Source organism: Micromonospora sp. KC207 (assembly GCF_004348615.1).
GTDB lineage: Bacteria > Actinomycetota > Actinomycetes > Mycobacteriales > Micromonosporaceae > Micromonospora.
In genome coordinates this window covers 1-15,114 of record NZ_SMKJ01000176.1, presented here as the reverse complement: position 1 = coordinate 15,114, position 15,114 = coordinate 1, and the positions used below count along the sequence as shown (strand labels likewise).

Below are 15,114 nucleotides of genomic sequence, written 5' to 3'. Positions count from 1 at the left end.
CCCCGGGCCGGCGCGTGGAACGGCGGCACCGACGACCCGCCCCCGCCCCGGGCCGGCGCGTGGAACGGCGGCACCGACGACCCGGCCCGGGCCGGAGCATGGGACTCCGGCCCGGGCACCGCGCCGAAGGTCGACGTGTGGGACACCGGAACGGGTGCCCGCCCGGGTGGCGACAGGTGGGACGCCCGCAGGAAGGCCAAGCCGGAGGTCGACACCTGGCGTGCCAGCCGGGACGACCAGCCGGACGACAGGACGCGCGACGACCGGGGCGCGAGGACCGGCGACGACGAGCGGAGCCTGCGGTTGCTGCCCGACCCCGCCGCGCTCGCGGCCCGGCTCGCCGCCGAAACCGAGCCGGCCCGGACGGCCTCGCTGCTGCTGCCGGTGCTCGCCGGCGCGGCGATCGCGGTGGCCACCGGCGTGTACGCGAAGCTGCACCAGCCCACCGGCATCGCCGTCAACGTCGCCGGCTTCACCGGCCCGATGCAGGTCAAGGTGTGGCTGGGCAGCGGCGCGATGGCGCTCGCCGTGGTGCAGGTCCTGTCGGCGATGTCGATGTGGGGCCGGCTCGGTGGATTCCGCCCGTCCTGGGCGGGCCTCGCGCACCGCTGGTCCGGTCGGGTCGCCTTCCTGCTCGCCGTGCCCGTGGCCGTGCACTGCCTGTACGCGCTCGGCTTCGCCGCCTACGACCTGCGCACCCTGGCCCACTCCCTGTTCGGCTGCTTCTTCTTCGGCGTGTTCACCACGAAGATGCTGGCCCTGCCGAAGCCGGGGCTGGCCGGCTGGGTCCTGCCGGTGCTCGGCGGGGCGGTCTTCGTCGCTCTCACGGCGATCTGGCTGACCTCGTCGCTGTGGTACTTCACCACCTTCGGAATCACCCGGTGACCCCGCCCGGCGGCGTGGACAGCGGCGAGGAGAGAAGCGAGATGACCGACGAACACCGGCCCTGCCCGTCCCGCCGGGCCGTGCTGTGCGCCACCGGCGCGGCGGGCGTCACCGCCCTGCTGGCGGGCTGCCAGACGTACGGGGAGCCCGTCGCCGCCCCGGTGGCGGCCGACCCACCGGCCGGCGGCGCGCCGGCCAGCGGGGACCCGGTGGCCGAGCCCGCCGGCAGCGGCGACCCGGCCGGCACCGACGCCCCCGCCGGGCAGGTTGCGGCGCTGGCCGCCGTGTCCGACCTGCCCGTCGGCGGCGGCCGGATCCTCGCCGACCAGGGCGTGGTGCTGACCAGGCCGACGCAGGAGACCGTCAAGGCGTACTCCGCCACCTGCACCCACGCCGGCTGCACCGTCACCCGCGTCACCGACGGCACCATCGTCTGTGGCTGCCACAACAGCGTCTTCGACATCGCCGACGGATCGGTGCGCGGCGGGCCGGCCGGCTCGCCGCTGCCGCCGGTCGCGGTGGCGGTACGCGACGGCCAGGTCCTGCTCGCCTGACGGCCGGTCCCACACCGGCCCTGATCCGTCCGGCGTCGACCCACCCGACACGACGAAGGCCCGCCCCCAACGTCAGGGCGGGCCTTCGTCGCCGGCGACCTCAGGGCGGGCCTTCGTCGCCGGCGACCTCAGGTCATGTCGTCGTAGCGGCGGTCGATCGGCGCCGGCGCGGTCACCGGCTCCGGTGCCCCGATCGGGGCCGCGGCCTCGATCTGCTGGCCGGGCGTCACCGGGTCGTCGTCGAGTTCCAGCGGCGACACCTCGTCGTCGGCGATGCCCGCGTAGACCTCCCTGCCCCGGCCGCGCCGCTTGTCGTTGAGGAACGCGACACCGACGGCGACGAAGTAGAGCAGCGACAGCGCCGCCGCCAACAAGGTCATGCCGAACGGGCCCGGGTCCGGCGTGGCGATCGCGGCGAAGGCGAACGAAATGAAGATCACCGCACGCCACCAGCTGAGCAGCCGCTTCGCGCTGGCCACACCGGTGAAGTTGAGCATCAGCAGGATCAGCGGGAACTCGAACGCCACCCCGAACAGCAGGATCATGTTGGTGACGAAGGAGATGTACCGGGTGACCTCCAGCTGCGTGGACAGGCCCGTGACGCCGGACTCCATCAGGAACGCCAGGCCCTTGTCCACCACCAGGAAGGCCAGCAGCGCGCCGCCCGCGAACAGCGGCGCGGCGATGGCCACGAACACGTACGCCCACTTGCGCTCGTGTCGATGCAGGCCGGGGGCGATGAACGCCCAGAGCTGGTAGAGCCAGACAGGCGCGCCGATGATCAGACCGATCCACAGCGCCAGCTTCAGCTTGAGGATGAAGCCGTCCGCCGGGGAGAGCTGGAGGAACTGCTGGCAGTGACCGAGCGCGTCGGTGGCTCCCGGCAGCCGGCAGTAGGGCTGCTTCAGCAGGTCGAACGCCGGCTGGGCCAGCAGGAAGCCGCCGATCAGCCCGACCAGGATCGCCAGGGACGCCCGGAACAGCCGGGTGCGCAGCTCACGGATGTGCTCCATGAGCGTCATGGAACCGTCGGCGGCCTGCTCGAACTTGCTCGGGCCGCGTTTACGCAGGGCGAAGGCCACGGTGGTCGGGCCCTTCGGTCAGTGGTCGCGGACGCGCTGCACCGGGTCGATGACCGGCTGCTGCGGAGCCTGCTGCGGGGCGTACGACTGCTGCTGCGGCTGCGCGTACGACTGCTGCGGCTGCGCGGCGTTCGGCGGCAGCGGCTGGTAGCCGGCCTGGGCGTCGGCCTTCTCGGCCAGGTCGCGGTCGTCGTCGTGCAGGCTCTTCGTCTCGGCCTTGATGATCCGCAGCGAACGGCCCAGCGAGCGGGCCGCGTCGGGGAGCCGCTTGGCGCCGAAGAGCAGGATCATCACGACCACGAGTACGGCGATGTGCCACGGCTTGAGGGCACCCATGGGAAGCTCCAGTCGCTCTGTGTCGTCGTGGGGGGGTGTACCGTAGCCCATCGTACGTCCGTCGAGGGCCGTTGCCACCCGCCGGACCGCTGGCGGTTACGACCGGCCGGTGAAGTGTTGACCAACCCTGCGCGTCCCGTCAACCACCTGCACCCCGATCGTGCCTGCGCGTTCCCGTCCCGCGACGCGCAGTCGGCGCGCACCGCAGCGGCCAGGGTCGATCAGTGGCCGCGCTTCGCCTTGATCACGGCGAGGCGGCGCTGGGTGACCTCCACCTGCCCCTGAAGCGCCTCCGCGCGCTCCTGCAACGCCTCGGCGGTCACCCGCAGCGCCTCCGCCTCAACCTGGCGGCCCTGCAACGCCATCGCCGCCCGTCGCAGCCGGGGCAGCCGCGCCAGCACCGGCCGCACGGCCAGTGCCAGCACCACGAACGCGAACAGCACCACCGCGACCACGATCCACTTCACCACGGCGGCCAGCCTACCGGGGCGACGCGGGCCCCGCCGGGCCGCCCGACGGCGCACCCTCGGGGCTGGCGTACGCCTCCAGCGCGGCGACCGCCTGGGCCCGGACCTGCTCGGCCAGCTCCGCCGGGGCGACCACGGCCACGCCCGGGCCCAGCCCCAGCACGAACCGGCGGGCCCAGCCCAGGTCGGTCACCCGCAGCGACACCAGCCACTGGTCGCCGTCACCGCGCTCGACCCGCTCGCACGGGTAGTACTCGGTGATCCACCGCTCGCCCCGACCGATCCGCAAAGTGATCAACGGCAGGTCGGGCGAGGGCCGGAACACCCCGTCGGTGAGGTCGTGCGGGCGGGCCTGCGGCGGCACCACCGCCGGCTCGTCCAGCTCGACGACCGCGTCGATCCGGTCGGCCCGAAACAGCCGGACCTCCTCCGCGCGCCGGCACCACGCCTCCACGTACGCCCGGCCGCCCACCATCAGCATCCGCAGCGGGTCGATCACCCGCTCGGTCGTCTCGTCCCGGGCGGCCGTGTAGTAGGTGATCCGCAGTGCCCGGCCCCGCTCCACGGCGGCCCGTAGCTGCTCCACCCGCCGGCCGTCCGCCGGCAGGCGCACCTCGACCGGGGTGCCGACCAGGTCGCCGGCTGCGTTCTCGATCTTCGCGAGGGCCCGCTCCACGGCCTCCCGGTTGGCCACCCCCGGCGTCTCGGCGAGCAACCGCAGCGCCACCACCAGCGCCAGCGCCTCGTCGGGGGTCAGCCGCAGCGGCCGGTCGATCCCCGCGTCGTAGGTGATCGTCACCCGGTCACCGTCGAACGCCATGTCGATCAGGTCACCCGGGCCGTAGCCGGGCAGCCCGCACACCCACAGCAGCTCCAGGTCCTCCCGTAGCTGCCGCTCGGTGACCCCCAGGTCGCCGGCCGCCTCGGCGATCTCGATGCCAGGCCGGGCCAGCAGGTACGGCACCAGGTTGAGCAGCCGGGCCAGCCGGTCGGCCGAGGCCCGGTTGCCACCAACGCGGGCACCGACGGCACGCGGACCGGTCGAACGGGCGGCGGATCGGGTCGCCGGGCGGGTCATCGGGCACCTCCGGTCACGGTCAGCTCGTCGTGCCGGGCGGCGATCTCCTTGAGCCGCTGGATGACCGCCTCACGCACCTCCGGCGGGTCGAGCACCCGCGCGTCCGGGCCGTACCCGACCAGTTGGCCGGCCAGGGACTCCGCGTCGGCGTACGGCAGGACCAGCCGGTCGCCCTCCGGGCCGGACCCGCTGTCGACCGCCCAGCGGCGCAGCCCCGCCGCGCGCCCCGGGCGGACCAGGACCGTGGCCCGCCCCGTCCGCTCCACCGGCCCGGACCAGCTGGCCACATGGCTGATCAGATCCACCCCGGGCGGCGGCTCGTATGCCCCCGGGGTGCCGGTCACCCGGACCGCGCCCACCACCCGCGACAGCCGGAAGCAGCGGGTCGCCGCCCGGTCCAGGTCGTGACCCACCACGTACCACCGGCCGCGCCAGCAGACCACGCCCCACGGCTGCACGCGGCGGCGACTCGGGTCGTCGCGGTCGGGCACCCGGTAGTCGAAGCTCACCTCGCGGCGGTCCCTGGCGGCGGCGGTCAGCGGCGCGAACGCCGGATCGACCGTGACCATCGGCTCCAGGCCCAGGGTGGCCTGCGGGTCCACGTCCACCCCGGCGGCGCGCAGCTTCGCCAGGCCCGACGACGCCGCGGCGGCCAGCCCGGCGTGCTGCCACAGCCGGGCGGCGATGCCGACCGCGGCAGCCTCGTCCGGCTCCAGCGGGATGTCCGGCAACGCGTACTCCCGGTGGCCGATCCGGTACCCCGGCTCGGAGTCGAAGACGCTCGCCGTCCCCGTCTCCAGCGGAACCCCCAGCTCACGCAGCTCCGCCTTGTCCCGCTCGAACTTGCGTTGGAACGCTTCGTGATCCTTCGCGTCGTCCGGGTCGTGCTCGTAACCGGGCACGGTCGCGGCGATCTGCGCGGCGGTCAGGAACCGTCGCGTCGACAACAGGCAGATCACCAAGTTGACCAGGCGTTCGGTGCGGGTCCGCGACACGTGTGCACGCTAGCAGCCCGGGCGGCGCGGGCGTGCACCCAACGCGGGCGCGTCGCGGCAACACCCCAACACTCACTGTCCGTCACCAGGAGCGCACCACAACGGGCCGTGTCGGGCGGCGGCGCGGTCGCGGCCATTTGGTGACCGCATGGCGGAAACGGGTCTCGAGAGCGAGAGCGTGGCACCGTCGTGGTGGCCGGCACACCAGGAGGAGCCGCCACGCCGACCCCGCCGTCGCCGCCCACGCCCGGCAGCCGCTAGCGTGCCGGTCATGGTGCGATGGCGGGCTGGGACCGTGGCGGCGCTGCGGCGGGAATGGACCGGCGCGATGGAGCTGGACGTCACGCTCGCCGACGGCACGAGCATGCGGGCCCTGGCGTATCCGGAACTGGTCGGCCGCCCCGAGCCCGGCGACCGGGTGCTGCTCAACGCCGGTGCGCTGCTGATGGGCCTCGGCACCGGCGGGTACGCGCTGGTCGTGGCCCTGCCCGACCGGCTCCCGCCGGACCCGGCGCAGGCCGGCGACAGCCGCGACGCCGGGCACCTGGTCAAGGCCCGCTACACGCCCCTACAGCCGATCCTGCTCGGCGTCGACGAGGAGGCCAGCCCGCACCGCGACGTGCTGGCCGCCGCCGAGGACGTCGCCGGGCTGCCCGTCGTCACCGCCGACCTGCACTCCGCCCTGCCGGCAATCCTCGCCGGGATCCACGCCGACGCCCCCGACGCCCGGGTCGCGTACCTGCTCACCGACGGCGGGGCGCTACCCGCCTGGTTCTCCCGCACCCTCGACGGGCTGCGCGAGCTGCTCGCCGGCACCGTCAGCGTCGGGCAGGCGTTCGGCGGCGACCTGGAGGCCACCACCGTGCACAGCGGCCTGCTCGCCGCCCGGCACGTGCTCGCCGCCGACGTGGTGATCCTCGCCCAGGGCCCCGGCAACCTCGGCACCGGCACCCGGTGGGGCTACTCCGGCGTGGCCGTCGGCGAGGCCGTCAACGCCGTCGCCGCCCTCGGCGGGCACCCCGTCGGCTCGCTACGCATCTCCGACGCCGACCCCCGCCCCCGGCACCGGGGGGTGTCCCACCACAGCCTCACCGCGTACGGCCGGGTCGCGCTCGCCCCCGCCGACCTCGTCGTGCCCGACGGCCTGCCCACCGCCCTGGCCCGCGACGTCGACGCCGCGCTCGCCCCGCTCGCCGGGCGGCACCGCGTCGTCCGGGTGCCCACCGACGGGCTCGACGCCGCGCTGCGCGCCAGCACCGTGCCGCTGTCCACCATGGGCCGCGGCCTGGACGCCGACCACGCATACTTCCTGGCCGCCGCGGCAGCCGGCCGGCACGCCGCCGCCCTGGTCCGCTGACCGGCCGCCAACGGCGGCGGAGGCGGCCCGGGCCCGTCAGGCCAGGAAGATCAACGCGAGCCAGCCGCCGACGATCACCAGCAGCGCGACGGCCAGCACCCACGTCGGCACCGTGTACTCGCCGCGCCGGTTCCGCTCGACCTCGGCGCGGATCTTCTCGCGGCGGCGGTCGATCCAGTTCGGCTTCTCGGTGCCGCCGCGCTCGCGCCCGGGAGGTTCAGACATCGTCATGGCAGCGCCAGCCTACCCGGACGGCCCCCTCCCGCCGCGACCAGCGCCGCGCGAGGGGGCCACCGAATCACATGCTGGCGATCAACCGCTCCACCCGCTCGTCGTACGCCCGGAACGGGTCCTTGCACAGCACGGTGCGCTGCGCCTGGTCGTTGAGCTTCAGGTGCACCCAGTCGACGGTGAAGTCACGCCGCTTCTCCTGCGCGTGCCGGATGAACTCGCCCCGCAGCCGCGCCCGGGTCGTCTGCGGCGGCGTCTCCTTCGCCTCGAAGATCTCCGGATCGGTCGCCACCCGGTCCACCTGTCCGCGCCGCTCCAGCAGCCCGTACAGGCCGCGCCCGCGCCGCAGGTCGTGGTACGCCAGGTCCATCTGCGCCACCCGCGGATGCGACAACGGCAGGTCGTGCTTGCGCTGGTACCGCTCGATCAGTCGCAGCTTCGACACCCAGTCGATCTCCCTCGACACCGGCTCCAGGTCACCGGTCTCCACCGCGCGCAGCACCCGACCCCACAGCTCCACCACCCGCTTGGCCGTCTGGTCCCCGCCCCGGCGCTCCACGAACTCCGTCGCCTTCGCGAGATACTCCTGCTGGATCTCCAGCGCGCTGACCTCCTTGCCGGAGGTCAGTCGCACCTTGCGCCGGCCGGTGATGTCGTGCGACACCTCACGGATCGCCCGGATCGGGTTCTCCAGCGACAGGTCCCGCATCACCACCCCCGCCTCGATCATCCGCAGCACGATGTCCGCCGAGCCGACCTTCAGCAGAGTGGTGACCTCGTTCATGTTCGAGTCACCCACGATGACGTGCAGCCGCCGGTACCGCTCCGCGTCCGCGTGCGGCTCGTCCCGGGTGTTGATGATCGGCCGGCTCCTGGTCGTCGCCGACGACACTCCCTCCCAGATGTGCTCCGCCCGCTGCGACAGGCAGTAGACCGCGCCCCGGGGCGTCTGCAACACCTTGCCCGCGCCGCAGATCAGCTGCCGGGTCACCAGGAACGGAATCAGCACGTCCGCCAGCCGGCCGAACTCACCGTGCCGGGAGACCAGGTAGTTCTCGTGGCAGCCGTACGAGTTCCCGGCCGAGTCGGTGTTGTTCTTGAACAGGTAGATCTCGCCGGCGATGCCCTCGTCGTGCAGCCGCTTCTCCGCGTCGACGAGCAGCCCCTCCAGGATCCGCTCCCCCGCCCGGTCGTGGGCCACCAGGTCCACCACCGAGTCACACTCCGGCGTCGCGTACTCCGGGTGCGAGCCGACGTCCAGGTAGAGCCGGGCACCGTTGCGCAGGAACACATTGCTCGACCGACCCCACGACACCACCCGGCGGAACAGGTACCGCGCAACCTCGTCAGGGGACAGCCGCCGCTGCCCACGGTAGGTACAGGTGACGCCGTACTCGGTCTCAAGGCCGAAGATTCGCCGCTCCATGAGGTGACATTAGCCCCCCGAAGCGCCGAATGGGCAGGGCTGACCACCCGGACACGGGACCGGCCACCCCGTGCGGGGTGGCCGGCCAGTGATCACCGCTTCGGAAGTCACGACCCGGACGTGTCGGACTCCTGCTGTCCCTCCAGGTCCGCCGAGCCGGCCGACGTGGTCGGCTTCCCCGCCTCCTGCGTCGGCGTCGTCGGGGTCTCCGGGCGCTCCTCGGTCGACGCCTCGTCCTTCGCCGCGTCCGCGTCGGCATCCAGCAGCGCGGTCAAAGCCGCCCCGGCGATCCGCCGGAACGTCCGGCCCACCCGGCGACGGTCCAGGACCGCCACCTCCAACTGGTTCGCCGCGATCGTCCGGGCCGCGCCGCCCTCCCCACCGACGCTGCCCAGCGCCGCCACGGCCACCCGGACCGCCTCGCCGAGCGACATGTCCGGCCGGTGCTGCGCCTTGAGCACCCCGGAGATCGCCTCGGCCTGCCCGCCCATCGCCATCCGGCCGGGCTCGTCGTTCACCGAACCGTCGTAGGTCAACCGGTACAGCGCGTCGGCCTCCGGCGTCGCGCCCACCTCCGCCACGCAGATCTCCACCTCGAACGGCTTCGACTGCTCGGTGAAGATGGCGCCGAGGGTCTGGGCGTACGCGTTGGCCAACGCCAGACCGGTCACGTCCCGCCGGTCGTAGCTCAGGCCGTTGAGGTCGGCCATCCGGACCCCGGCGCGACGCAGGTTCTCGAACTCGTTGTACCGGCCCACGGCGGCGAAGCCGATCCGGTCGTAGATCTCGCTGACCTTGTGCAGGGTGCTGGAGAGGTTCTCCGCGACGAAGAGCACCCCGCCGGAGTAGCTCAGGACCACCGCGCTGCGACCCCGGGCGATGCCCTTGCGGGCCAGCTCGGAGCGGTCGCGCATGATCTGCTCGGGCGAGGCGTAGAACTGCATGGCCACGGCGGCGGTTCTCCTTTGGGCGCTGTGCTGACGACGACTGCTGCTTGGGGTGTGGGCGGGCTCAGCCGCCCGGGTTCTCCATCCGGCCGGCGACCACGGCCTCGGCGATGGCGGCCGTCTCGGCCTCGGTGAGCCGGTGGGTGCCCTCCGCCGTCGCGGTCATCACCACCGGGTAGATGCGGCGGATCAGGTCCGGGCCGCCGGTGGCCGTGTCGTCGTCGGCCGCGTCGTAGAGCGCCTCGACCGCGAGCCGCACCGCGTCGTCGATCGACAGACCGGCGCGGAACCGCTTCTTCAGCGCCGACCGGGCGAAGATCGACCCAGAGCCGATCGCGTCGTAGCCGGTCTCCTCGTAGGGGCCGCCGGTCACGTCGAAGCTGAAGATCCGCCCGGCCCGCGCCTGGTCCGCGGCGGCCAGGTCGAACCCGGCGAACAGCGGGATCACCGCCAGGCCCTGCATGGCCGCGCCCAGGTTGCCCCGGATCATCGAGGCCAGCCGGTTGGCCTTGCCGTCGAGCGAGAGCATCGCGCCCTCGATCTTCTCGTAGTGCTCCAGCTCCACCTGGAACAGTCGCATCAGCTCGATGCCGATGCCCGCGGTGCCGGCGATGCCGACCAGCGAGTACGCGTCGGCCGGGTGCACCTTCTCGATGTCCCGCTGGGCGATCAGGTTGCCCATGGTGGCCCGCCGGTCGCCGGCCATCACCACGCCACCGGCGGCCGAGATGGCCACGATGGTGGTCGCGTGCGGCGCCAGGTCGGCGGCCATGCCCGGCGGCAACGGCCGACGGCCGGGCAGCATCTCGGGAGCCACCCTGCTCAGGAAAGACGTGAAGGAGGACGTCCCCGCGTTGGTGAACACATCTGGTAGACGCCCGGATGGATCAAAGCCCGCTGCCACGTGGTTCCCTTCAGGTACGTGATCGCCCTGGCCAGCCTCGTAGGACTGTCACGGAACTGGCCAAGACCACCGTTGCAGTTGAAGCAGAGTATCCCGCGCACCCAACCGGTGCGATGATCGTGGTCCAGATGTCGCGGGTCCGCGCCGCCACGGATCGCGCACATCCCGCCCTGCTCGGCCAGGAGCTCCTGGAACTCCTTCTGCCCCACGCCGTAGCGCTGGCACAGGTGGTATTCGCGGCTCCCGCCATACAGTCGCTGCTTGGTCTCGCGGGTACGGATGTTGTGACAGGGCTTGCAGTAGCTGGCGTAGCCGGTGCTGTCGGACCTCTTCCGAGGGAAGTCCGTTACGGGCTTGACGGTGCCACAGTCCGGGCGGAAACGGTGTCCGTCGGGCACTTGCGGCGACTGCTTAACCGCCCGACCGCGACTTTCCTTCAGCCGCTTCGCATAGCTCGCGCGCGAGCGGATGTTGAAGCACGCCCTGCAGTAGCTGCCACGATTGGAAGGACGGTTGCTACTCGCGCAGAACCCTTCGAGCGCCTTCCATTCGCCGCAGTCACGGCAGCGGCGCAGCCCGTCTCGATCGTCAAGCGGCAGAGACATGTCCGTTTCGCCCAATATGCCCTACTGGCCCCCTTTTTGCACGTATCCCCTGACGAACTCTTCTGCGTTCTCCTCCAGGACGGAGTCGATCTCGTCGAGCAGGTCGTCGACGTCCTCGGTGATTTCGGCGTGCCGCTCGGCGACCTCCGGGTTCGCCTCGGTGGTGACGTCCTCGATCTCCTCGCCCTGCCGGGCCTTGCCCGACTGCGACTGCCCGCCGCTGTCACGAGTGGCCATTGCTGCCTCCTCCACGATCTCCTCCGATGAACTTACCTCGCGGAGGCGACGAAAAGCCCGCCGCGCGCCGGGTTCCCGGCGCGCGGCGGGCCCGCGTCGACGGCGGATCAGCCGCCGGTCAGCGTCTCCAGCAGGTCCTTGGCGCTGACGCACCGGTCGAACAGGGCACCGACGTGCTTGCGGGTGCCCCGCTCCGGTTCCATCATCGGCACCCGCACCAGCGATTCCCGGCCCACGTCGAAGATGACCGAGTCCCAGCTCGCGGCGACCACCTCGGAGGCGTACTGGGCCAGGCAGCGGCCCCGGAAGTAGGCCCGGGTGTCCTCCGGCGGCTCGGTCATCGCCGTGCGGGTCTGCTCGTCGGTCAGCAGCGTCTTCATCGACCCGCGCTGCACGAGCCGGTGGTAGAGGCCCTTCTCCGGCCGCACGTCGGAGTACTGCAGGTCGACCAACTGAAGCTTGGGTGAGCCCCAGCCGAGGTTCTCCCGCTCCCGATACCCCTCCAGCAGCCGCAGCTTCGCTACCCAGTCCAGCTCGTCGGCGCAGAGGAAAGCGTCGCGGCCGAGCCGGTCCAGCACGCTCTCCCAGCGGGCCAGCACGTCCGCGGTCTGCGCGTCGACGTCGGTGCCGTACCGGTCGTCCACGAAGGAGCTGACCCGCTCGAAGTATGCCCACTGCACGTCCAGGGCGGTCAGCCGCCGCCCGTCGCGCAGCCGCATCAGGTGCTTCAACGACGGGTCGTGGCTGACGGCGCGCAACTCGCCCACCGGGTCGGCGATGCCCAGGTCCGCACCGAGCGCCTTCTCCTCGATCATGGTGAGGATCAGCGCGGTGGTGCCGAGCTTCAGGTACGTGGAGATCTCCGACAGGTTGGCGTCGCCGATGATGACGTGCAGCCGCCGGTACTTGTCGGCGTCGGCGTGCGGCTCGTCGCGAGTGTTGATGATGGGTCGCTTGAGCGTCGTCTCCAGGCCGACCTCGACCTCGAAGAAGTCGGCGCGTTGGGAGATCTGGAAGCCGCTGGCGCCGCCGTCCTGGCCGATGCCGACGCGGCCGGCACCGCAGACGATCTGGCGGGTCACGAAGAACGGCGTCAGGTACGCGACGATGTCGGCGAACGGCGTCTGCCGGCGCATCAGGTAGTTCTCGTGGGCGCCGTAGCTGGCGCCCTTGTTGTCGGTGTTGTTCTTGTAGAGGCGGATGGGCTGGGTGCCCGGGATGGTGGCGGCCCGGCGGGACGCCTCGGCCATCACCCGCTCGCCGGCCTTGTCCCACCGGACCACGTCGAGGGGGTTGGTGACCTCGGGGGTGGAGTACTCCGGGTGTGCGTGGTCGACGTAGAGCCGGGCGCCGTTGGTGAGTATGACGTTAGCCAGCCCGAGGTCCTCGTCGGCGAGGGCCTCGGCCGGGTCGTACGCGGCGCCGGAGTAGGTGAAGCCACGGGCGTCGCGCAGCGGCGACTCCTCCTCGTAGTCCCAGCGGGCCCGGCCGCCCCGGTTGAGTTCGGGGCGCGCCCCGTAGGCGTTGACCACCTGGGAGGAGGTGACCATCGGGTTGGCCCCCGCCTGGCCGGGCACGGAGATGCCGTACTCGACCTCGGTGCCCATGATCCGTCTTACGCTCATCGACCTACCCGCTTCGCTCGCCGACCCGGTCCCCCGTCACGTCGAGCGTAGTCCGCGCCGCGCGGCGAGGGGGCGCGGCGGGCGGGCCACGCCGGGGCGGTGTCGCGGCCCCGGGTGGGGACGCGACGGGGCCCGAGACGTCGCTGTCGCGGACCCCGTCGCGTGCCGTCGGGGCTACAGGTACTGGCCGGTGTTGCTGGCGGTCTCGATCGACCGGCCGGCCTCCGTGCCCTTGCCACCGGAGACGAGCGTGCGGATGTAGACGATCCGCTCGCCCTTCTTGCCGGAGATGCGGGCCCAGTCGTCGGGGTTGGTGGTGTTGGGCAGGTCCTCGTTCTCGCGGAACTCGTCGACGCAGGCGTCGAGGAGGTGCTGTAGGCGCAGGCCCTTGCGGCCGGAGGTGAGGAACTCCTTGATCGCCATCTTCTTGCCCCGGTCGACGATGTTCTGGATCATCGCGCCGGAGTTGAAGTCCTTGAAGTACAGGACCTCCTTGTCACCGTTGGCGTAGGTCACCTCGAGGAAGCGGTTCTCCTCGGTCTCGGAGTACATCCGCAGCACGACCGCGTCGATCATGGCGGCGACGGTGGCCTGCGGGTCGCCGCCGTGTTCGGCCAGGTCGTCCGGGTGCAGGGGCAGCCCGGAGAGGATGTACTTGGAGAAGATGTCCTTGGCCGCCTCGGCGTCCGGCCGCTCGATCTTGATCTTCACGTCGAGCCGGCCGGGGCGCAGGATGGCCGGGTCGATCATGTCTTCCCGGTTGGAGGCGCCGATGACGATGACGTTCTCCAGCCCCTCCACGCCGTCGATCTCGCTGAGCAGCTGGGGAACGATGGTGTTCTCCACGTCGGAGGAGACGCCGGAGCCACGGGTGCGGAAGATCGAGTCCATCTCGTCGAAGAACACGATCACCGGGGTGCCCTCGCCGGCCTTCTCCCGAGCCCGTTGGAAGATCAACCGAATGTGCCGCTCGGTCTCGCCGACGTACTTGTTGAGCAGCTCGGGGCCCTTGATGTTGAGGAAGAAGCTGGTGTGCCTCTCCTTGCCCAACCGCTCGGCGATCTTCTTGGCCAGCGAGTTCGCCACCGCCTTGGCGATCAGCGTCTTGCCGCAGCCGGGCGGGCCGTAGAGCAGGATGCCCTTGGGCGGACGGAGCTGGTGCTCACGGAACAGGTCCGCGTGCAGGAAGGGCAGCTCCACCGCGTCGCGGATCTGCTCGATCTGCGCCTGGAGGCCACCGATGTCGGTGTAGTCGACGTCGGGCACCTCCTCCAGGACCAGCTCCTCGACCTCGCTCTTCGGGATCCGCTCGTACGCGTACGCCGAGCGGGGCTCGATCATGAGCGAGTCGCCGGCCCGGATCGGCGAGCCGATCAGGGTCTCGGCGAGGTGCACGATGCGCTCCTCGTCGGAGTGCGAGACCACCAGCGCCCGGTCACCCGGAGCGCCGTCGGGACCCGCGAGGATCTCCTTGAGCATCACCACCTCGCCGACCCGCTCGAAACCGAACGCGTCGACGATGTTGAGCGCGTCGTTGAGCAGGACCTCCTGGCCGCGTCGCAGCTCCGCGACGTCCAGCGAGGGTGAGACGGCCACCCGGAGCTTGCGCCCCCCGGTGAACACGTCCACCGTGCCGTCCTCGTGCGCTGCCAGGAAGACACCGTAGCCACTCGGCGGTTGCGCGAGGCGGTCGATCTCCTCCTTGAGGGTCACGATCTGCGCCCGGGCCTCCTTCAGAGTGCTCACGAGCCGTTCGTTGTTCTCGGTCAGCCGCGCCAACTGCGCCTGGGTGGCCGCCAGCCGCTCTTCGAGCTGCCGGACGTGTCGGGGGCTTTCGGTCAACTTGCGCCGCACCAGTGCGAGTTCCTCTTGAAGGAACGCGACCTGCGTGGAGAGATCGTGGGCCTCCTTCTCCCACCGTGCGGCGCGCGAGTCCGCGTCGTCGCTGCGTGCCACGTCCCACCTCCCCGGGGGGCTTGAACGTTCTGCCCTAACACTAGCCGCTATGAGGCCGATTCGGTCCCACGCAACGCCCTCGTCACTGAAGCTTGATCGCCAAGGGTGGCCGCCGAGGCAGGTCCGGGCCTTCGGGTACCGTCGTGTCGTGGGACGGGAGAACATGGGGGTACGCCGGTGAGCGAGGTCGCGACCGACCAGTTGCAGGTCTGGGTGGACCAGGACCTGTGCACGGGCGACGGCCTGTGCGTGCAGTACGCGCCGGAGGTCTTCGAGTTCGACGTCGACGGGCTGGCCTACGTCAAGGGCACCGACGGCGAGCTGCGGCTCGCGCCGGGCAGCCGGGTGGAGGTGCCCGAGCACCTGCGCCTGGAGGTGATCGACTCGGCGCGGGAGTGCCCGGGCGAGTGCATCCACGTGGTGCGCGGC

The 15,114-nt window shown here is 71.9% G+C and carries 17 protein-coding genes; 4 read left to right on the top strand and 13 right to left on the bottom strand.

Features of this window, described 5'->3' with window-relative positions; genetic code table 11:
• Positions 1-372 precede the first annotated feature (372 nt).
• Positions 373-885, top strand: a complete 513-nt coding sequence (locus tag E1258_RS20955; RefSeq protein WP_243715599.1) for a DUF6529 family protein — start codon at positions 373-375, stop codon at positions 883-885.
• Between the two features lie 41 nt (positions 886-926).
• Entirely contained in the window at positions 927-1,439 is a 513-nt protein-coding gene (locus E1258_RS20950) for a Rieske (2Fe-2S) protein (protein WP_132403965.1), read from the top strand.
• A gap of 128 nt (positions 1,440-1,567) precedes the next feature.
• Here E1258_RS20950 and tatC read toward each other — a convergent pair whose 3' ends face one another.
• The 5 genes from tatC to E1258_RS20925 all read right to left on the bottom strand — a co-directional run bounded on the left by tatC (position 1,568) and on the right by E1258_RS20925 (position 5,397).
• A complete protein-coding gene (gene tatC / locus E1258_RS20945) occupies positions 1,568-2,521 on the bottom strand; it encodes a twin-arginine translocase subunit TatC (protein WP_132403962.1) in 954 nt (317 codons plus the stop codon).
• 18 nt (positions 2,522-2,539) lie between these two features.
• On the bottom strand, positions 2,540-2,857 hold the full coding sequence (tatA, locus tag E1258_RS20940) for a Sec-independent protein translocase subunit TatA (RefSeq protein WP_007076444.1): 318 nt from the start codon (positions 2,855-2,857) through the stop codon (positions 2,540-2,542).
• A 221-nt stretch (positions 2,858-3,078) separates the two neighbouring features.
• Positions 3,079-3,327: a hypothetical protein gene (locus E1258_RS20935; RefSeq protein WP_036378165.1), complete on the bottom strand. Its 249-nt coding sequence runs from the start codon at positions 3,325-3,327 to the stop codon at positions 3,079-3,081.
• A gap of 10 nt (positions 3,328-3,337) precedes the next feature.
• On the bottom strand, positions 3,338-4,402 hold the full coding sequence (locus E1258_RS20930; protein ID WP_243715598.1) for a YafY family protein: 1,065 nt from the start codon (positions 4,400-4,402) through the stop codon (positions 3,338-3,340).
• A complete protein-coding gene (locus E1258_RS20925) occupies positions 4,399-5,397 on the bottom strand; it encodes a YafY family protein (protein WP_132403960.1) in 999 nt (332 codons plus the stop codon). The genes E1258_RS20930 and E1258_RS20925 overlap by 4 nt, the downstream gene beginning before the upstream one ends.
• Before the next feature lie 271 nt (positions 5,398-5,668).
• Here E1258_RS20925 and E1258_RS20920 point away from each other — a divergent pair, with 271 nt between their 5' ends.
• Positions 5,669-6,754 carry a DUF3866 family protein gene (locus E1258_RS20920; protein ID WP_132403958.1) on the top strand — a complete coding sequence of 362 codons (1,086 nt, stop codon included), beginning with the start codon at positions 5,669-5,671 and terminating at the stop codon, positions 6,752-6,754.
• Positions 6,755-6,790: 36 nt separating this feature from the next.
• Here E1258_RS20920 and E1258_RS20915 read toward each other — a convergent pair whose 3' ends face one another.
• From E1258_RS20915 to arc, 8 genes are all read right to left on the bottom strand, one after another.
• Positions 6,791-6,985 carry a hypothetical protein gene (locus tag E1258_RS20915; RefSeq protein WP_132403956.1) on the bottom strand — a complete coding sequence of 65 codons (195 nt, stop codon included), beginning with the start codon at positions 6,983-6,985 and terminating at the stop codon, positions 6,791-6,793.
• 67 nt (positions 6,986-7,052) lie between these two features.
• Complete coding sequence (pafA, locus tag E1258_RS20910; RefSeq protein WP_132403954.1) at positions 7,053-8,411, bottom strand: Pup--protein ligase; 1,359 nt, start codon at positions 8,409-8,411, stop codon at positions 7,053-7,055.
• 107 nt (positions 8,412-8,518) lie between these two features.
• Positions 8,519-9,361 carry a proteasome subunit alpha gene (gene prcA / locus E1258_RS20905; RefSeq protein WP_132403952.1) on the bottom strand — a complete coding sequence of 281 codons (843 nt, stop codon included), beginning with the start codon at positions 9,359-9,361 and terminating at the stop codon, positions 8,519-8,521.
• 61 nt (positions 9,362-9,422) lie between these two features.
• The gene (gene prcB, locus E1258_RS20900; RefSeq protein ID WP_207919648.1) at positions 9,423-10,262 is read right to left on the bottom strand and encodes a proteasome subunit beta; all 840 of its coding nucleotides are present in this window, start codon (positions 10,260-10,262) and stop codon (positions 9,423-9,425) included.
• Positions 10,181-10,882, bottom strand: coding sequence for an endonuclease VII domain-containing protein (locus E1258_RS20895; RefSeq protein WP_243715597.1), 702 nt, complete (start codon positions 10,880-10,882; stop codon positions 10,181-10,183). Before E1258_RS20895 ends, prcB begins: the two co-directional genes overlap by 82 nt.
• Before the next feature lie 6 nt (positions 10,883-10,888).
• The gene (locus E1258_RS20890) at positions 10,889-11,104 is read right to left on the bottom strand and encodes a ubiquitin-like protein Pup (protein WP_074477166.1); all 216 of its coding nucleotides are present in this window, start codon (positions 11,102-11,104) and stop codon (positions 10,889-10,891) included.
• A 107-nt stretch (positions 11,105-11,211) separates the two neighbouring features.
• Positions 11,212-12,729: a depupylase/deamidase Dop gene (gene dop, locus E1258_RS20885; RefSeq protein WP_007076435.1), complete on the bottom strand. Its 1,518-nt coding sequence runs from the start codon at positions 12,727-12,729 to the stop codon at positions 11,212-11,214.
• Positions 12,730-12,903: 174 nt separating this feature from the next.
• On the bottom strand, positions 12,904-14,685 hold the full coding sequence (gene arc, locus E1258_RS20880; protein ID WP_132403948.1) for a proteasome ATPase: 1,782 nt from the start codon (positions 14,683-14,685) through the stop codon (positions 12,904-12,906).
• 177 nt (positions 14,686-14,862) lie between these two features.
• Here arc and E1258_RS20875 point away from each other — a divergent pair.
• Positions 14,863-15,114: ferredoxin (locus E1258_RS20875; RefSeq protein WP_132403946.1), on the top strand; the 252-nt coding region annotated here is incomplete at its 3' end.